The sequence below is a fragment of the Paenibacillus sp. Paensp111 genome (assembly GCF_059492195.1).
In genome coordinates this window covers 1,575,402-1,591,774 of sequence record NZ_CP168527.1, presented here as the reverse complement: position 1 = coordinate 1,591,774, position 16,373 = coordinate 1,575,402, and the positions used below count along the sequence as shown (strand labels likewise).

13 protein-coding genes are annotated in these 16,373 nt (G+C 51.0%); 3 read left to right on the top strand and 10 right to left on the bottom strand.

The window, feature by feature from the left end:
* Window positions 1-19: 19 nt before the first annotated feature.
* From addA to ACEN86_RS07170, 3 genes are all read right to left on the bottom strand, one after another.
* On the bottom strand, window positions 20-3,925 hold the full coding sequence (gene addA / locus ACEN86_RS07180; protein WP_495633626.1) for a helicase-exonuclease AddAB subunit AddA: 3,906 nt from the start codon (window positions 3,923-3,925) through the stop codon (window positions 20-22).
* Window positions 3,922-7,476 (bottom strand): helicase-exonuclease AddAB subunit AddB, encoded by a 3,555-nt coding sequence (addB, locus tag ACEN86_RS07175; RefSeq protein WP_495633625.1) that lies wholly within the window; start codon window positions 7,474-7,476, stop codon window positions 3,922-3,924. The genes addA and addB overlap by 4 nt, the downstream gene beginning before the upstream one ends.
* Before the next feature lie 221 nt (window positions 7,477-7,697).
* The gene (locus ACEN86_RS07170) at window positions 7,698-9,074 is read right to left on the bottom strand and encodes a class I SAM-dependent rRNA methyltransferase (RefSeq protein ID WP_495633624.1); all 1,377 of its coding nucleotides are present in this window, start codon (window positions 9,072-9,074) and stop codon (window positions 7,698-7,700) included.
* A gap of 127 nt (window positions 9,075-9,201) precedes the next feature.
* On the opposite strand from ACEN86_RS07170, the gene ACEN86_RS07165 reads away from it, so the two are divergent.
* Entirely contained in the window at window positions 9,202-10,191 is a 990-nt protein-coding gene (locus ACEN86_RS07165; RefSeq protein WP_495634240.1) for a Na/Pi cotransporter family protein, read from the top strand.
* 8 nt (window positions 10,192-10,199) lie between these two features.
* Here the strand turns inward: ACEN86_RS07165 and ACEN86_RS07160 are convergent, their stop codons facing one another.
* The 7 genes from ACEN86_RS07160 to ACEN86_RS07130 form a co-directional block, all read right to left on the bottom strand.
* Window positions 10,200-10,631: an NUDIX hydrolase gene (locus ACEN86_RS07160; protein ID WP_495633623.1), complete on the bottom strand. Its 432-nt coding sequence runs from the start codon at window positions 10,629-10,631 to the stop codon at window positions 10,200-10,202.
* 159 nt (window positions 10,632-10,790) lie between these two features.
* Entirely contained in the window at window positions 10,791-12,131 is a 1,341-nt protein-coding gene (mtaB, locus tag ACEN86_RS07155; RefSeq protein WP_495633622.1) for a tRNA (N(6)-L-threonylcarbamoyladenosine(37)-C(2))-methylthiotransferase MtaB, read from the bottom strand.
* Between the two features lie 4 nt (window positions 12,132-12,135).
* Window positions 12,136-12,900 carry an RsmE family RNA methyltransferase gene (locus ACEN86_RS07150; RefSeq protein WP_495633621.1) on the bottom strand — a complete coding sequence of 255 codons (765 nt, stop codon included), beginning with the start codon at window positions 12,898-12,900 and terminating at the stop codon, window positions 12,136-12,138.
* A gap of 100 nt (window positions 12,901-13,000) precedes the next feature.
* Window positions 13,001-13,684, bottom strand: coding sequence for a site-2 protease family protein (locus ACEN86_RS07145; protein ID WP_495633620.1), 684 nt, complete (start codon window positions 13,682-13,684; stop codon window positions 13,001-13,003).
* A gap of 3 nt (window positions 13,685-13,687) precedes the next feature.
* A complete protein-coding gene (prmA, locus tag ACEN86_RS07140; protein WP_495633619.1) occupies window positions 13,688-14,653 on the bottom strand; it encodes a 50S ribosomal protein L11 methyltransferase in 966 nt (321 codons plus the stop codon).
* Between the two features lie 136 nt (window positions 14,654-14,789).
* The gene (locus tag ACEN86_RS07135) at window positions 14,790-14,963 is read right to left on the bottom strand and encodes a YfhD family protein (protein WP_495633618.1); all 174 of its coding nucleotides are present in this window, start codon (window positions 14,961-14,963) and stop codon (window positions 14,790-14,792) included.
* A 32-nt stretch (window positions 14,964-14,995) separates the two neighbouring features.
* The gene (locus ACEN86_RS07130; protein ID WP_495633617.1) at window positions 14,996-15,364 is read right to left on the bottom strand and encodes a hypothetical protein; all 369 of its coding nucleotides are present in this window, start codon (window positions 15,362-15,364) and stop codon (window positions 14,996-14,998) included.
* A 246-nt stretch (window positions 15,365-15,610) separates the two neighbouring features.
* Between ACEN86_RS07130 and ACEN86_RS07125 the strand changes: the two genes are divergently transcribed.
* On the top strand, window positions 15,611-16,027 hold the full coding sequence (locus ACEN86_RS07125; protein ID WP_495634239.1) for a hypothetical protein: 417 nt from the start codon (window positions 15,611-15,613) through the stop codon (window positions 16,025-16,027).
* Window positions 16,028-16,029: 2 nt separating this feature from the next.
* On the top strand, window positions 16,030-16,308 hold the full coding sequence (locus tag ACEN86_RS07120) for a YxcD family protein (protein ID WP_495633616.1): 279 nt from the start codon (window positions 16,030-16,032) through the stop codon (window positions 16,306-16,308).
* Window positions 16,309-16,373 lie beyond the last annotated feature (65 nt).

The window sequence follows — 16,373 nt, the reverse complement described above, 5'->3', positions numbered from 1 at the left end:
GAATTAACCTCGCCTATATCTATAATTTCACGGCCTGTCCCGTATCAAAGAAATACAACCATTTCTCATACACGGGAGCTCCTGTGATTTCCTCTATAGCTCTCCCATAAAGTTCTAACTGGAATCGATACTTCTCGGCAAGAGCGGTAAGCCCGCCCTGATGCTCCAGCACACGGTCACTCTTATAATCAAGCAGAATCCACCTGCCATCGATACAGAACAGACAGTCCACAATCCCTTGGACAAGCACAGTTTCGTGATCCAGCTCTTGCTGGATTTGATACTTAAGCCGATCTTCAACAGGGACATCATCGTCATCTCCTGTAAGCATAGGATGGACTTCGATGGCCGAAATGCCGTAACTGAAGGCAAGCTCACGCTTAATCCAGTCCGCTTGGCGGAGCCTGAGCCCTAGCGGGCTCTTCAGGAACTCGGTTATCTTGTCCTGTTCAAGCTCTTCAGCCTGATCGGCAGCCATAATCTGCTGCTGTACAAGCCAGCGGATAGTCTCCTCCGCAGCAAGATCTACAGGTTCAGCATCAAAAGAAACATGCTGCATGACCGTATGATAAGCAGTTCCCCGCTCTGTCGGTGTCATTCTGCGCTGCTCCATAAATCTCGGCCTGCGGAGATGAAGCTTGAAGGTAGCAGGCTCAGCTGGCTGGCTGGCCTCCTCCTGCATTGCCTTGCCTTCCAGAATATTAACTGGTGGATCATCCTGTATGGCAAGCATGGTCTTCATCTCGGTGACGGTGGTCTTGGCCGAAATCTGACTGGCCGCTTCATAGGGATACGACCAGCCCAGCCTGGATGCGACAGCTCTAGATAGGTCCGGGTCCGTCTCTTTCTTGACAAGAACCGGGCGGCCGGATATCAAGGCCTGAAGTGCGGCTTTGTCCCCGGCTTCGCCTGTCTCTCCCGCATCTTCAGATGCAACCGCAGCCTGACGCTGTATATCTTGGGATGACAGGACTCCAAATCGCCATTCCAAAGACGGTGCCCCGAGCCTAGCGCCCGCCTCTTCACCCACACCGGCAAGCTCTCTAAGCAGAGAGGCTGCCGGGTGACGGATCAAGGCAGGACCGATCCAGTCCAGATAGCTCCGGCCCCGGGCGAGCATATAGTCAGGAAGCATTTCATCTTCATTCTGAAGCGCTTGACTCCAGACCGCTGCAGCCTTGGGAAGATCTTTAACAGCAGACACCAGCACTAACTTATCCTTAGGACGGGTTAGGGCCACATAGAGTACCCGCATTTCCTCAGCCAGCAATTCCATATTCGCACGTCTGCGAATAGCCAGGTTGGGCAGGGTAGGGTAGCTTACCCGTGTATCACCATCAACAAATTTCGGACCAAATCCAAGCTCCTTATGCATCAGGAAGGGAGCATTCATATCCTGTCGGTTGAACATTTTGGACAGTCCTGCAACGAACACAACAGGAAATTCCAATCCCTTACTCTTATGAATCGTCATAATTCGGATACCTTCATTCTGATCACTGCCCGTACCCGGAGCACCAAAGTCTCCGCCATTCTCCTTCAGCCTGGAGACAAATCGAAGAAAGCGGAACAGCCCCCTTGAAGAGGTGGATTGCTCATAAGTCCGCGCTCTGTCATAGAGCGCTCTTAAGTTAGCCTGACGCTGCGCTCCGCCCGGCAGGCCTCCAACCCAGTCCAGGTACCCTGTCTCTCTGTATATAGTCCAGATCAATCGTCCAAGTTCGCCCTGTCTGGCTTCAGTCCTCCAGCCTTCAAGTTGGGTGAGGAATCCTCCAAGCTTGCGAGACAGCTCCTCGCCGGACGATTCGTCCGCTGAAGCGGCCTGAACCGCCTCATAAAAGCCGCCATTCGGGGCTGCCAAGCGGATTCCAGCCAGTTCCTCCTCCGTCAATCCGTAGATCGGAGATCTAAGAACAGAAGCGAGCGGGATATCCTGCTGGGGATTGTCGATAACCTGAAGCATGGACAGCATAATCTCCACTTCGGACGCCTGAAAATAACCCTGACTTAGTTCTCCGTAAGCCGGAATGCCTTCAAGCCGCAACTCCTGAATCATGGCCGGGGCCCAGGAAAGTGTAGACCGAAGCAGGATTACCATATCCCGGTACTGAACGGGACGATATTCTTGCGCTGTCTTGTCATAGATATGGAGGGGCTTCCCGTTCTCCCCCATCATTTCATGGATGCGGGCAGCAATCAGACGCGCTTCCAGCCTAACTGCTTCCAGCTCCGCCGCGTCTTCCGCGCTGCCTTCATCTTCCGGATTCAGTTCCGCTGCGCTCTCTTCTGCCGACGTGTCCGTCTTGCTTCGGTCAACTAGCAGCAGCTCGGGAAGATAACCGGAGCTATCCGGGGAGTTCTCCGGAAATCCCTCCCCATAGACAAGCTCTGCACGGGTGTCATAGGCGATTTCCGCCACGCCTTCATTCATCATCTGTCTGAATAAATAATTGACTGCGCCCACGACCTCTCTCCGGCTCCGGAAATTGCGTGCCAGATCAATTCGGAGTCCCTCTCCCGAGAAATCCGGGCCGTAGACCCGGTATTTATCCAGAAATAAGCCGGGCTCCGCCAGTCTAAAGCGGTAGATACTCTGCTTCACATCACCCACCATGAATCTGTTGCCGGGATTCGTCGTCGATATCAGACGTACAATGTCCTCCTGAACTGTGTTCGTGTCCTGATATTCATCCAGCAGAACCTCCTCATACTGCATCTGATACTCTAAAGCGGCATCGGAGGGAATGATATTCTCCGGGGTTGAGTCCGGGTGTCTCAGGATCTGCAGACAATAATGCTCAAGGTCCGAGAAGTCCAGCCAGCCTTTGGCCCGCTTCTCCTCCTGGTATCTCTTAGCAAAAGCAATAATCAGCTCTGCCAGCTCATGCATTAGCGGAGCAGCCTTATGCAGTTCAGCCACAAAGTCTTCCGCCGGGCGCCCGAACAGCTGGCCGCGCAGCTCCAATATCGTCTTCTTGGCCTCTTCGCGCAGGCCTTTTACACGCTCCTGAAGAACGGGATCGGTCTGGTCCTTCTTGCAGGGCTTCAGCTTGCCGAAGCCTGAATACTGGAACACATGATACAGGTTCTCCCATGGCTGAAAGGAAACGGCTTCGAGAAGTCCTTCAACCACTTCAAGATCCTCGTCCAGAGAGAGCGCATAGGGAGCGGGACCGCCGGGGGATAACGCAATGTCCTTCGCCTGCTTCAGCAGATCGCACACCCCATTCAAAGTCAGCATGGTATCGGCAAGTACAGACTTCACCCATGGGCTCTCCGACATCTGCTCTAACTCCGCCATTTCGAACAGTGCTGCCGTCGAGCGCAGCCAGTGATCCGGCCAGGAATGGCTTCGGGAGAAGTCATATAACCGCTGGACTAGCAGGAACATCGCATCATCACTGCGCTCCCCGCTGAACCAATCCACCAGAGACAGGAAGGCTCCTCCTTCTGTCTCAGTTCCGTACTTCTCCTCGAACAGCTCCTCAAGTACCTCCTGACGGAGCAGCTTCACATCGCTCTCTGAGGCGATTCTGAAGCCGGGATCTAGCGGAATCAGAGTATAATACCGCTGGATCACTTCCAGACAGAAAGAGTGCAGCGTCGTAATTGAAGCCCGCCCGAGCATAGCCAGCTGACGACTCAAATGCTCATTCGACGGGTCCTCTTCCAGCAGTGCCTCCAGGGCCGAGCGAATCCGCTCGCGCATTTCCGAGGCTGCAGCTTTGGTGAATGTGGCCACCAGCAGTCGGTCCACACTAAGCGGCGTCTCCACATTTGATATTTTGCGGATAATCCGCTCTACCAGCACCGCCGTCTTGCCTGATCCCGCTGCTGCTGCAATCAGCATATTACCTCCGGACTGGGAAATGGCGTTCCACTGATCATCACTCCATTTACTTCCAAGCGGTTTGGGCATGCTCATTCCAGTCCCTCCTCTCTAATCCGGGCTTCTCCCGAAGGCAGCCATGCAGCATCCGTCTGACGGCTGCGTTTCTCCAGCAGATCCCACGTCTGCTCTTTGCCCGGCTTCACCAGCATATTGTATTTATTGTCTTCCATCGTCTCATCAAATTGGCACACGGGTCTGTAAGAACAGTGCGTGCATGCCGTCTCCTGCCCAATCCGGTAGGGCTCAATCGCTACGTCTCCTCCGGTAATCCGTGTTCCGATTCCCTTAATTGTATTTCTGACCGATTGAAGCAGCGTATCCCACTGGTCCGGAGTAGCTACAGAAGCGCTGCTGTAGAAGGTCCCGTCTGTTTTTAACGCAACAGGAAGAATCTCCGAATAGCCTTTCTCAAGCAATCCATCCATGCGGGAAATGACTTCCTTGTCCGCCATCAGCAGGCCTTTCATCTTGAACCGTTTGAGCATTTCCGCGCCTGCCTGCTGCGGGTCAAGCCCGTTGGCAGATTGGAGAAGAGGATTATGCACATGGAAATACAAGGCGCCGGCCGGTACAGCCGAAGTTCCAAGCCACTCTTCCGCCGAGCTGATGATAACGTCCAGATAAGTAAGCATCTGGAGCGAGAGGCCGTAATACACCTCGTGAAGCTTCAGATCGGTCTGGCTCGATTTATAATCAATAACGCGCAGAAGAATTCCCTGCTCGCCTTCAGCCATATCGACGCGGTCAATGCGGCCGACGATCTCCATGACACAGCCGTTCGGCAGTTCGAAAGTAAGCGGGGGAAGCGTTCGTCCTGGTCCAAAGTCAAGCTCCAGCCCAATCGGCTCAAAGCTTCCCCGGCGGGACTGTTCCCCGAGAATGACAGAAGCCCGGCCCACGATATTCTTCAGCTTTCGTGAAATGTACCCGTAGCGCTTCGAGCTTAACAGAATCTCGCCCTGCAGCTTGGGAGCCAGCTTGTCCACAGCCGCTTCGGCTTCTCTGACACATTCCTCAGCGGACAGACTGCCCCAGCTTCGGTTCTGCTCTTTGAAGGTCACTGCCATGGAGCTTAAGGCGGCATGGAAGAGCTGACCTATATCGGGAGCTTTAAGCCGGTAGAGCTGCCTCTCTCTAAGCTTCAATCCATGGGATGCAAAATGCGAGAATGGGCAGGACGCGAACCGCTCCATCCGGGAGACGCTGGTCCGCAGTCTTTTGCCGTATAACTTGCGGCTTGTAGCCGGAGTAAGGGCATGGGTTCGATTGCGATAACCGAGTGAACCGAGCAGCTGGTTCAGCTTCGCGCTCCACTCCGGTCTGGACCGGTACCATTCCAGCACATCCCACCAGACCGGAGCAATTTCCGTTCCGGTCTTCCATAGACGCAGCTGACCGATTAACTCGGTTAGTGTCGGGGAAGGATGCGTTACTTTCGCCATATCAGCGGCTTCCAGGGCCGGAGATAATGAGTCCTGAGTCTCTCCGCGCAGCGCCGGAAATATCGTGTAAATATGCCGAATCACCTCGGAAGGCAGCAACGGCTTCCCATCTTCATCTGCGCACGGATAACTCACCCAAAGCGAGCAGCTTGCAGCGGACAGCGCGTGATAGATCAGGAACCTCTCATCAAGCAGCTGACGCGTGATGCCGGGTGAGAGCTGCATTCCTGTCTTAGCGAGAAGGGTCCTCTCCTGGTCCGTCAGGATGCCTTCTTCCTGAATCAGCGCCGGCATAATCCCTTCATTTACTCCCAGCAGGAACACATGCTTTACATGACTGGTTCGAGTTCTGTCGGTAGAACCGATCAGAACCTGATCCAGAGAGGGCGGAACCAAGGCCAGCTTCAAGCTCTCCAGACCCGTCTCCAGAATCCCAGCAAAAATCTCACTGCTTAACGTCTCCTGGCCCATCATTTCAACCATTTGATCCAGCAGATCCAAGATAGCTCCCCACAGCTGTCTATGCTCCATTGCTTCTTGCGGATGCCCCTTCGTCAAGGCCTGATGGGCAAGCAGATCCAGCCGCTGAGGAGCTTCGATATCCTCGAGAAGCCGATATATAGCTTCACATTTCTCGCGAATGGTCTTCCCTTTCTTGAGCCGCTTCTCGAAAGCCCCTAAAGGGATGGCAATCGCTTGGCGGCAAAGCTCGATCCTTTCCATACCCCTGTTGGCAGAAGTCTCATCTGCAGAGTTCTCGAGCGACAGGCTCGGTCTCCCTTTCCAAGGACGCTGATCGGTCCATCTCGACCCATGAACCCCGCTTGCCAGAACATAATTCTCGAGCGCGTCCATATCGTTTCTAGTCATTGACCCATCTAGCGGCAGGACGAAATCCGTTTTGACGCAGCGGAACACATCATCATATTTCCAGTATTTCTGCACCACATCAAGGGCAGCACGAAGATACTCAATAAGTGGATGATGCAGCACCGAACGTTTCTGATCGAGAAAGTAGGGGATCTCGTAATCTTCAAACACCGATGCGGTGATATGCTCATAATCACTTAAGTTCCTCACAAATACGGCTATATCCCTCCAGCGTGCCCCTTTATCTCTCACAAGGCTCTGGATGGCACGGGCAGCCTCTTCAACTTCCGCTCTGCGGTCAGGCGCTGGATGCAGGCTCAGACTGCTATGAAAGTCTTGGGGAAGCTCACCTTGCCACCTGATACGCCGTTCATAGGCAGACTCCAAGTGGGCCAGCGTCCTGCTCTGCACGAACCGCGGGTAGAGCTTGGCGTCTAACACCAATGTATCTTCGATATCAACATATAGGGACTCTGCCAGGGCTCTGAGCTTTATGTAAGCCAGTGCTGTAGGATGGAACAAATCCAGATCATGAGGCGGCGTGCCTTGATCATAGGGCTTGTCCAACGTAAGGGAAATTCGGACCTTGGATGCTGTCTTCATGAGCTGTCCAATCGCTTCATATTCTTTGGGTGTGAACGTATAGAAGCCGTCAATCCAAATTTCGCAATTTCTCAAGAACTCAGACTTCTCCGCACCCTCAGCCAGCTTGGTCACATGATCCTCTGCGTCCACGTAGTGGTGGGAAAGCTCTTCTTCGAACTCCTTATAGAGCAGTGATAGATCATGCAGCTTGTCCCTCAGCAGCGGGGATTCCCCTTCCTCCTCCCGCAGCTGAGAATAATAATGCTCAAGTGCTGACGCATCGCCCGTATACTTCTTCATTTCGGTATATAAAATATTCAAACGGTCAATCAGCCCCAGCTGATCGCCCGCATTCTTGTATAATTTAAGCTCGCTTCTGCGGCGCCGCATGATTTTGTACAGCAGCATTCTTTTACCTTCATCACTAATCGGTATCAGAGCTGAGCCTCCCGTCTCCTGCATAACCCGAAGCGCCAGCCTTCGAAAGCCGAGTACCTGAGCCCGAATCGTACCTTTGAGCTCTTCAGTCCCTACCAAAGCCCGTTCAATCTGAAATGTTCCTTGTTCAGGAACCAGTATAATGATCGGAGGCCCTGAAGGGTCCTCGCGCAGTGTTGTTCGAACCTGTTCGAGCACCAGACTGCTCTTCCCGCTGCCCGACCGGCCAATAATAAATTGAAGTGACATGCTACAGGCCTCCCGCCCCATGATCCGTCTATATACGCTTTTTGTACGGACAAAATATGATTCCTATTATATCACATAGAGTGGCCCAAGCAGAGAACGTATGTTTGTAAAATTTGCCTTTAGCTACCTCTCCCGTTCTACTTCACAACAAAAAAAGCACCCTTGATTGGGTGCTTTCTAATTATGTGACTTATGGAACTATCGTACTTAAGCGGCCTAAATTATAGACTCGTCTTGCTCCGCACCTCGAAGACGGCAAACTTCAAATAATGACCTTCCTCAACGCCTAGAATCTGTGGGTGATCCTTGCCAGCTGCGCGCCACTCCACCAGACGGAGTACCTTGCCGGCATCAGCTGCCGCGTCCAGGATCGTCTCCAGAAAGAGCTCTGGTCGCATATGATAGGAGCAGCTTGCGGTCACCAAATAACCGCCTTCATTCACTAGCTTCATCCCGTGCAGGTTAATATCCTTATATCCCCGGGTAGCTCCTTTAACCGCACTTTTCGTCTTGGCAAAAGCGGGTGGATCCAGAATCACCACATCCCAGGTACGTCCACCGCCCGCAGTCATTGGCACCGAAGTATCGGCCTTGCTGTCCGAAGCCTGGGCACGAACTTTACGTTCGTCTACGCCTTTGACATGTTCACGAAGATAATCGAAAGCATCGGCAACAACAAACTCCACCCGTTCTCCGAAGCCGTTCAGTTCCACATTGGCTTTGGCACTCTCAATGGCATGGGCCGAAATATCCAGACAGGTGACTTTCTTCGCCCCATATTTGCAGGCATGAAGGGTGAAGCTTCCGGTATGGGAGAAGCATTCCAGCACTGTAGCCCCATCCCAGTAGGGGAATGTAACTTCTTTGCCCTTACTGTTGAGCGGTACCCGTCTAGTCTCGCTAGCATCTCCGGCAACCTCCTGAACCGTTATTCCGCTGCGGGCTCCCCAGCCCGTCATGAGCGGTTCAATGGAAGCGCGATTCTCACGCTGATCGAAGAAATAACCTGTCTTCTGGCCTTCTTCAATATCTACAGAAATAATCAGGCCATTCTCCATCACCGTCACGTGACGCGGGCAGGTGCCGTACAGCGGCCCCTTGATCTGTTCCAGCCCTTCCATCTCGCGGACGCTGACATCGCTGCGTTCATAAATCCCGGTGGGCTGTACAACCTGAACCAGCGCCTTCACGATCTGCTCCCGCCGAAGGTCCATCCCAAGAGTTAACACCTGGATGACGAGCACATCGCCAAAGCGGTCCACCACCAACCCCGGCAGGAAATCAGCTTCGCCATACACAAGGCGGTATGCATTCTCCTCCACAAAGCGTTCCCGCATCTGTAGACAGTCCTTGAATCTTCTGATAAAAAATGCCTCGTCCATTTCTTCCACAGGACGATAAGACACCACTCTGACCGTGATCTGGGACTTGGGATTGTAATATCCCGTAGCCAGATATTTGCGCTGATGATTCAGAATCTCAACAAGTTCACCAGGCTGAGCTTCCCCTTCTATAGTCTCAATTTCATTGTTATAGATCCAAGGATGTCCCTGTTCCAGCCTTTTTCTCCGGCTGCGCGACAAGATTACAGATGCCACCAAATATCACTCCAATTTCTTCGTATTAAATATCAATATAGCCAACCAAAGGCTTGGCATGCTTGTATTACTCTTCGCATAGCTTAACATTAGACGCTCACAACAACAGAAGGAGGGATTCATCCTGCTGCTTCGTGAAATTATGATTCCACTAACACTCGGACTCTCCCTCTTTATGTTCGGTATGAAAATTATGGAGTCCGCCCTTCAGGCATGGGCTGGCCCTCTGCTGACCAAGCTGCTGAACGCATCCACAACAACGCCCTTGAAGGGGATGATGTTCAGCACCTTGGTCACCGCCGTGCTTCAGAGCAGTACCGCTGTCACGGTAATGACAATCGGGCTGGTGAACGCGGGCCTCCTTACTTATGCACGCACGCTTGGAATCATCCTCGGGGGGAATATCGGCACGTGTCTGACTACGGAACTCATCGCCTTTAATTTCACCCAAATCGGTATCCCCATGCTTATTATCTCTTCCGTCTTCTGGGCGGCCTCGATCTTGATGGAGGAAATCCTAGGCCTAGACGGAAACTTTACTGCTAAGCTGAGAGCTGTTCAATATGGAGCTCTGGCTGCAGCCGGCTTCAGCATGATTATGATTGCTATAAAATGGATGCAATCGGTTAGTCCGGCACTTGAGGCAGCAGGAATTCTGGACTGGCTCGTCAGAAAGGCGTCCGACAGCCTGCTGTGGGGAGCCGCCGCAGGCGCTATTTTGACAGCTATGGTCCATAGCAGTGCAGCGGTGATTGGGATGACAATGACCCTGGTTGGATCGGGCGCTCTGCCTGTAGAACTAGGTATTGCTATGGTAATTGGTTCTAATGTGGGGACCTGTGTAACTGCACTGATCGCTTCCATCGGCGGTACCCGCTCAGGCAGCTTTGTTGCCTGGTCACACATCCTCCTCAATCTGGGAGGAGCCGTCCTGTTCCTTCCCTTTGTACATAGTCTGCAGGCCGTCTCTGCATGGCTAACGGATGATCCAGCTTCTCAAATTGCCCACAGCCAGACCCTGTTCAATGTGGTCTGTTCCGTGCTTGCCCTTCCGATCTGCTATCTGCCAATATGGTCATCAGGCAAAAACCTTCCTCCAGCTGGCAAAGCGGCTTAAAGCTACGATTACAGCTCAAGGCCCAGCAGTTTAAGGCCTTTCTCCAATATAAAATCATTATTGTCATAGCCGGACTTCTGCTGCTTTTCCCAAGCTTCTGTCGGTTCATACCAGGCTACACCGCGAATCTCTTCCACCTGCGGACGCAGATCACCGCTCACACATTCAACCAAATAGTAGTGCACTTCTTTGTCTACATTGCCGTGCTGGGGATGGTGATAAGTATATGCAATAATATCGATTGGCTGCACTATGCGCCCGGTTACACCCGTCTCTTCTACAATTTCCCGAAGAGCAGTCTCCTCAATCGTCTCACCGGGTTCTCTCTTTCCTTTGGCAAAAGAGATTTTGCCATAACGGTCCGTAATCAGCTGGATTTGCAGCTGGTCCTGAACACGGCGGTACACAATTCCGCCCGCGGATATTTCTTTGAATGACATGCTGTCAGGCCTCCTTCTTGTAAAGCTGTACATTTGTATTTGAACAACAAGGATTCCAGCCCGAAGCGGGTTGAAATCCTTGTTGTTATTTATTCCACCACTTATTATATGGGTTAACCCGGTTCCACGGATGTACCCTAAGTCTCCGGTCTACTTGGATTAAGCGATCGCTTCAGGCGTAGAGTCAAGCACACGAACGAGCTGCCCCTCACAAGTATTTACACCCGCCTTAGTTACTTTAACCCGGCATACCTCGCCCCGGAGCTCTTCAGGACCATCGAACAGAATTTGCAGATAGTTGTCACTGTAGCCCATCAACTTGCCCGGGCCGCAGAGGCCCTTCTCATCACGTTCAGGAATGACATCCAGAACCTGACCCACAAATTTCTCTGCATAAGCGAGCTGCATCTGTTCTGACATATCAATCAAATCATGAACACGGGCATGCTTAATCTCCTCATCGACCTGATCTTCCATTCTGGCTGCTGGAGTACCTGTACGTTTGGAATAAGGGAAGACATGCATTTCCGAGAATCCGATTCTCTTGATCGCTTCAAAACCTTCCTGGAACAATTCATCGGTCTCACCAGGGAAGCCTACGATAATATCTGTCGTAATGGCTACATCCGGCATAAAGTCACGGATTAACCGAATTTTCTCTTCGAACTCGGCAATTGTATATTTGCGGCGCATACGCTTCAGCACTTCATCACTGCCCGCTTGAAGAGGAATATGGAAGTGACGGGACATTTTGCTCGAATTCTTCAGTACATCAAGCATCTTCTCATCAATTTGGCTTGCTTCAATCGAGCTGATCCGAATACGCTCAAGTCCTTCGACTTTGTCGAGGTCCCAGAGCAGATCGGACAGGCGGTAATTCTCCAAATCGTCGCCATATCCACCGGTATGAATCCCGGTCAGAACAATCTCCTTGAAACCGGCGGCAACCAGGGAATGTGCCTGCTTGATCACACTTTGCGGATCACGGCTGCGTGACAGTCCACGGGACCAAGGGATAATGCAGAAGGTGCAGAAGTTGTTGCAGCCCTCCTGAATTTTGAGGAACGCTCTGGTACGATCGGCAAAATCAGGCACATCCAGCTCCTCAAATTCCCGGGTCTTCATAATGTTGCGAACCGCATTAATCGGCTGACGCTCCGCCTGAATTTGCTGGATAAAAGGCATGATTTTATCCCGGTCCTGTGTACCGATAACAAGATCTACGCCAGGAATATCCAAAATTTCAGCAGGTGAAGTCTGGGCATAACAACCCGTTACCGCTATAATAGCATCCGGATTGCGGCGGACCGCACGGCGGATAATCTGCCGGCTCTTCTTGTCTCCTGTATTGGTTACGGTACAGGTGTTAATTAGATATACGTCAGCTGTCTGTTCGAAATCGACCTGATCATAGCCCTCATTCTTGAACAGCTGCCAAATGGCTTCTGTGTCATAAAAGTTCACTTTGCAGCCCAAAGTGTAAAATGCTACGGATGGCATGATGTCATGCTCCCCCCATTTCTCCGGTTTCATAAAGCATACATGTCAGGGCGGCCATTCCAGCCGTCTCCGTCCTAAGAATACGCCTGCCTAGCCCGACAGATACAGCACCTGCCGACTCGGCTTCTTCAATTTCTTTCTCGGTGAATCCACCTTCAGGGCCGACCATAATCAAAATCCGATATTGTTGGTCCCTGTTCAGCTGCTTCGACCAAGGCTGCAGCACGTCACGCAGATGTTTGCCATTCTCCTTCTCGTAACATACGCAGACGAGATCATAGGCTGTGAACCCTGCTTTCAGCTGTTTCCAGGATAAAGCCTGTTCAACCTCAGGAATCATGCTGCGGTGAGCTTGTTCAGCAGCTTCCTTGGCAATCTTGCGCCAGCGGGTTATCCGCTTCTCTTCCTTCTTCGCATCATACTGGACAATCGTCCTCTCTGACAAAAAAGGAACAAAAGAAACAGCACCGATCTCGGTGCATTTCTGGATAACGATTTCCATTTTATCGCCTTTAGGCAGGCTCTGAGCCACAGTCACCTGGAGCCAAGGCTCCTGGGACAATGTGAGATGTTCAACAATTACCGCCTGAACCTCCAGCGGTTCAATGGTCTGAAGCTCGACGATCGCCTCTTTGGAGACGCCGTCACTTACAATAACTTTATCCTTCGGCTTACCCCGCATTACCCGGGCAATATGCCTGGCATCTTCGCCTGTAATCGTTACTGAAGCTTCTCCGAACTGTTCAGACGAAATGAAATAACGCTGCATGTCTCAACCATCCTTGTCCAAAATCATCAAAGTACATCATACAACTTTTGGCGTAGGCTGACCAGTGTGAAAAACACTCTCCCAGTGTCTTCCTATCTGCTTATCCTGATACAAGATGAAACAGATTTAGATACATTGAACTTGCTGTATTATACAGCGGCGTAATGGTATAACGCTGCAGCTCCGGTATGAACAGAATAAGCAGGAAGATAAATATGGCCCAACGTTCAAATTGTTGCAGTCTGCCCAGCATGGAGCGAGGTGCTAAATCCTCGATAATACGATATCCATCCAGTGGAGGCAGAGGAATTAAGTTGAATAAGAACAGGAAGAAATTCATCAAGTTAAAGTAGTAGAAAAAGGACGAGATCGCCTCGGCCAGCTTGGTAGGCTCACTATCTAACCATAACGAATTCATGACGCCAAAATGAAATAGCGCCGCATAGACCACAGTTCCTAAAATCCCGAGCAGCAAGTTACTGATTGGACCCGCCGCGGAGACAATAATTCCCATCAAACGAGGATTACTGAAGTTGTCCCGATTAACAGGGACGGGTCTTGCCCAACCGAACCCTGCGATCAGCAGCATCAACACACCGAGAAAATCGAAATGAACAGCCGGGTTAAGAGTTACCCGGCCGAGCAGCTTGGCGGTTGGATCACCGAACTTATTCGCAAAATAGGCATGCGCAAATTCATGTACTGTAAAGGCGATAATCAGCGCCGTAAGAAAGAATGGGAGCTGATCCAGAGGAAATCGAAATAGTCTATTCAGGAATTCCATACCTTACCTCTTCCTGGCCACGAAAGCCAACCAATCTTCTTCACGTGCCGTTTCCGTTATTTCAAAGCCCGCCTTGATCAAAGCGTCTTCTACCAGCTGCTCTTTGTTCTTATAAATCCCTGAAGCAATATAGTATCCGCCTGGTTCAAGGGCCTGATATACATCATCAATGAACAGCAGAATAATTTCAGCCAAGATATTAGCTACCACAACGCGTACAGGCAAGTTAATGCCTAATCCATCAGTTCCCTGCTTCAATACTGAAAGCAGATCGCTTTCATGCACAGTAATCTGCTCGCTCAGCCCGTTAAGCAGCGTATTCTCTCTGGCGCTTACAACCGCTACAGGGTCAAGGTCAATGGCCAGCACATGCTTGGCACCAAGCTTCACGGCCCCAATCGCCAATATTCCCGAGCCAGTCCCCACGTCCACAACCTCGTCCCCTTCGCGGATCACGCCTTCCAGTGTTCTAAGGCATAGAGCTGTCGTAGGGTGAGTTCCTGTACCGAACGCCATCCCGGGGTCCAGTTCAATAATGCGCTCCTCGGGAGTCTCCGGTTCGTACTGCTCCCAGGTCGGCTTGATGGTCAAGCGATCCGATACACGCAGCGGCTTGAAATACTGCTTCCAGTTATTCGCCCAGTCATCCTCATGGACATCCTTGATGTCATATTTAAGCTCACCCGCATCAATGCCAAAATCCTTCAGCTCTTCGATTCGAGGCTTGATTTCCTGTAACACTTCTTCTACATTACTTGTCTCCGGGAAATAGCCCTTCACTCTTGCTTTCCCTTCAGCAATATCGTTAGGCTCCAGCTCATACCATTGTCCATAGGATAAATCCTGCAGCTTGCTGCTCTGTATAGACTCCTCGATGGATACACCGCCTGCACCTGCTTCATGCATAAAATTAGTGATCATCTCCACCGCTTCTTCTGTTGTATGTATAGTTAACTCTCTCCAATTCATGAGTTAAATGCCTCCTCTTTCCTAATTGCATAACTCTCATTGTACTATACAAATTGAAGAGAGACAAAATTCCCGCATAAAAAAACCGCCGGTAAAAATATCGGCGGGTGTTGAACTTACAGCGAGTAGTTTCCTTTTACACGGATCGATTGCCGTGCTGACGAGCATCCGCCCGCTCACTCCGCTGCAGGGCTTCCCAGTCTTCCTGGTCCGCACGCTCTTCGGAGAACTCCACATCAAGGTAGCTGCCCTTAAGATTATGAGGCACCTTGCCTGTAAAGCGCTTGATATATGCAGGCTTCTTGGTCATTTCATTCACTCCTTTATCATTTGAGGCTGCCACTATAGCATGCCACCTGCTTCTTCAATAATTCGCAGTGCCTGATGGTGAGAGCTCTCATCGACTACAACTGTAAGCAGAATGTCTCTCCCCGATGGCCCGCCTTGACCTCCGTCGCTCATCCCGCTTGCCGCCGGGTCTGCAGCAGCAAGTATTCCTGCGGAGTGATTCGTAATCTCAGCATCCTGGGTAAGGGAGGCAAGGGAACTCCACTCGCCCGAGAACATATTAACAGGATCATAGCCTTCGCCTGGATACCGGCTGAACCGGGTGATGGACATATCCACCACCCGAAGGGCCTGAAGCTTACGCTGGACTCCCTCGGCCTCTTCCGGGCTTTTGAAGTAGGCCAGAATATTTTTCTCGGTCATATTATCGTCCACCTTTCTCGTCATTGGTGCTAATGATTTATTCAGGGCAGTCGTTAAATTAAGATTCACAAGCTTCTTGGAGATTTAGGATGCGGCGCATGGGGCTGATTTATTCGGCAAATAATATCATTTGTTAAGGGAAGACTATTTTGCCATATAAAAATGAAACCGATTCCTGCTGCTTCCGTATTAAATGTTATAGACAAACAACAATATATCTTTATAGGAGGCTTCAAGACACACATGATGAAGAAATTAATGCTTGTCGTTATGGCGTTTACATTGTTCTTTGCATTCACAGCACCTCATGCAGTCGATGCTAAACGTTCGGGCGGAGGATTTAAATCCGGCACGCGTTCTTACACCAACACGCCTAAGAAATCCAATGACTATGATTCGACTAAGAAATCTTCAACTACAAATACCGGACAATCAGCTAACCGCGGATTTTTCAGCGGTGGAGGATTTATGAAGGGCCTTATGATCGGCGGCCTTGCAGGAATGCTCTTCGGTGGAATGTTCTCTAATATGGGTGCTTTCGGAAGCATTATCGGTTTGATGATTAACCTGCTCGCCATTTATGTAGTGGTTATGATCGGAATTGCCCTGTTCCGAAGATTCAAGAAGCCGAGATATAACGATCACCGCGGAGGAAGATACTAAATATGGTTCTCAGTATGGATGAAATCATCAACGCGATTTGTCTCCATATGGCTCAGCGCAAAGACGTTCGTCCTACCGAAGTTCAGGTTGAACTAGCCTGGGATGAAGATACGGGATACACGGCTGAGGTATGGGTTCATAGCAGAAGTCAGTATCTCGTGGAAGCCAACATTATTGAAGCTATATTGCTGTACGCTCACACGGAATATGGTCTTCGGGTATTCCGGGAAGATGTTACATTGGATCTGGATGAAGAGATCACAGCCAGAATCGCCAACTAAATACACATTAGACAAGCCCACTGCCTATGGCAGTGGGCTTTCTATATGCCTGTACTTGTTCGGGT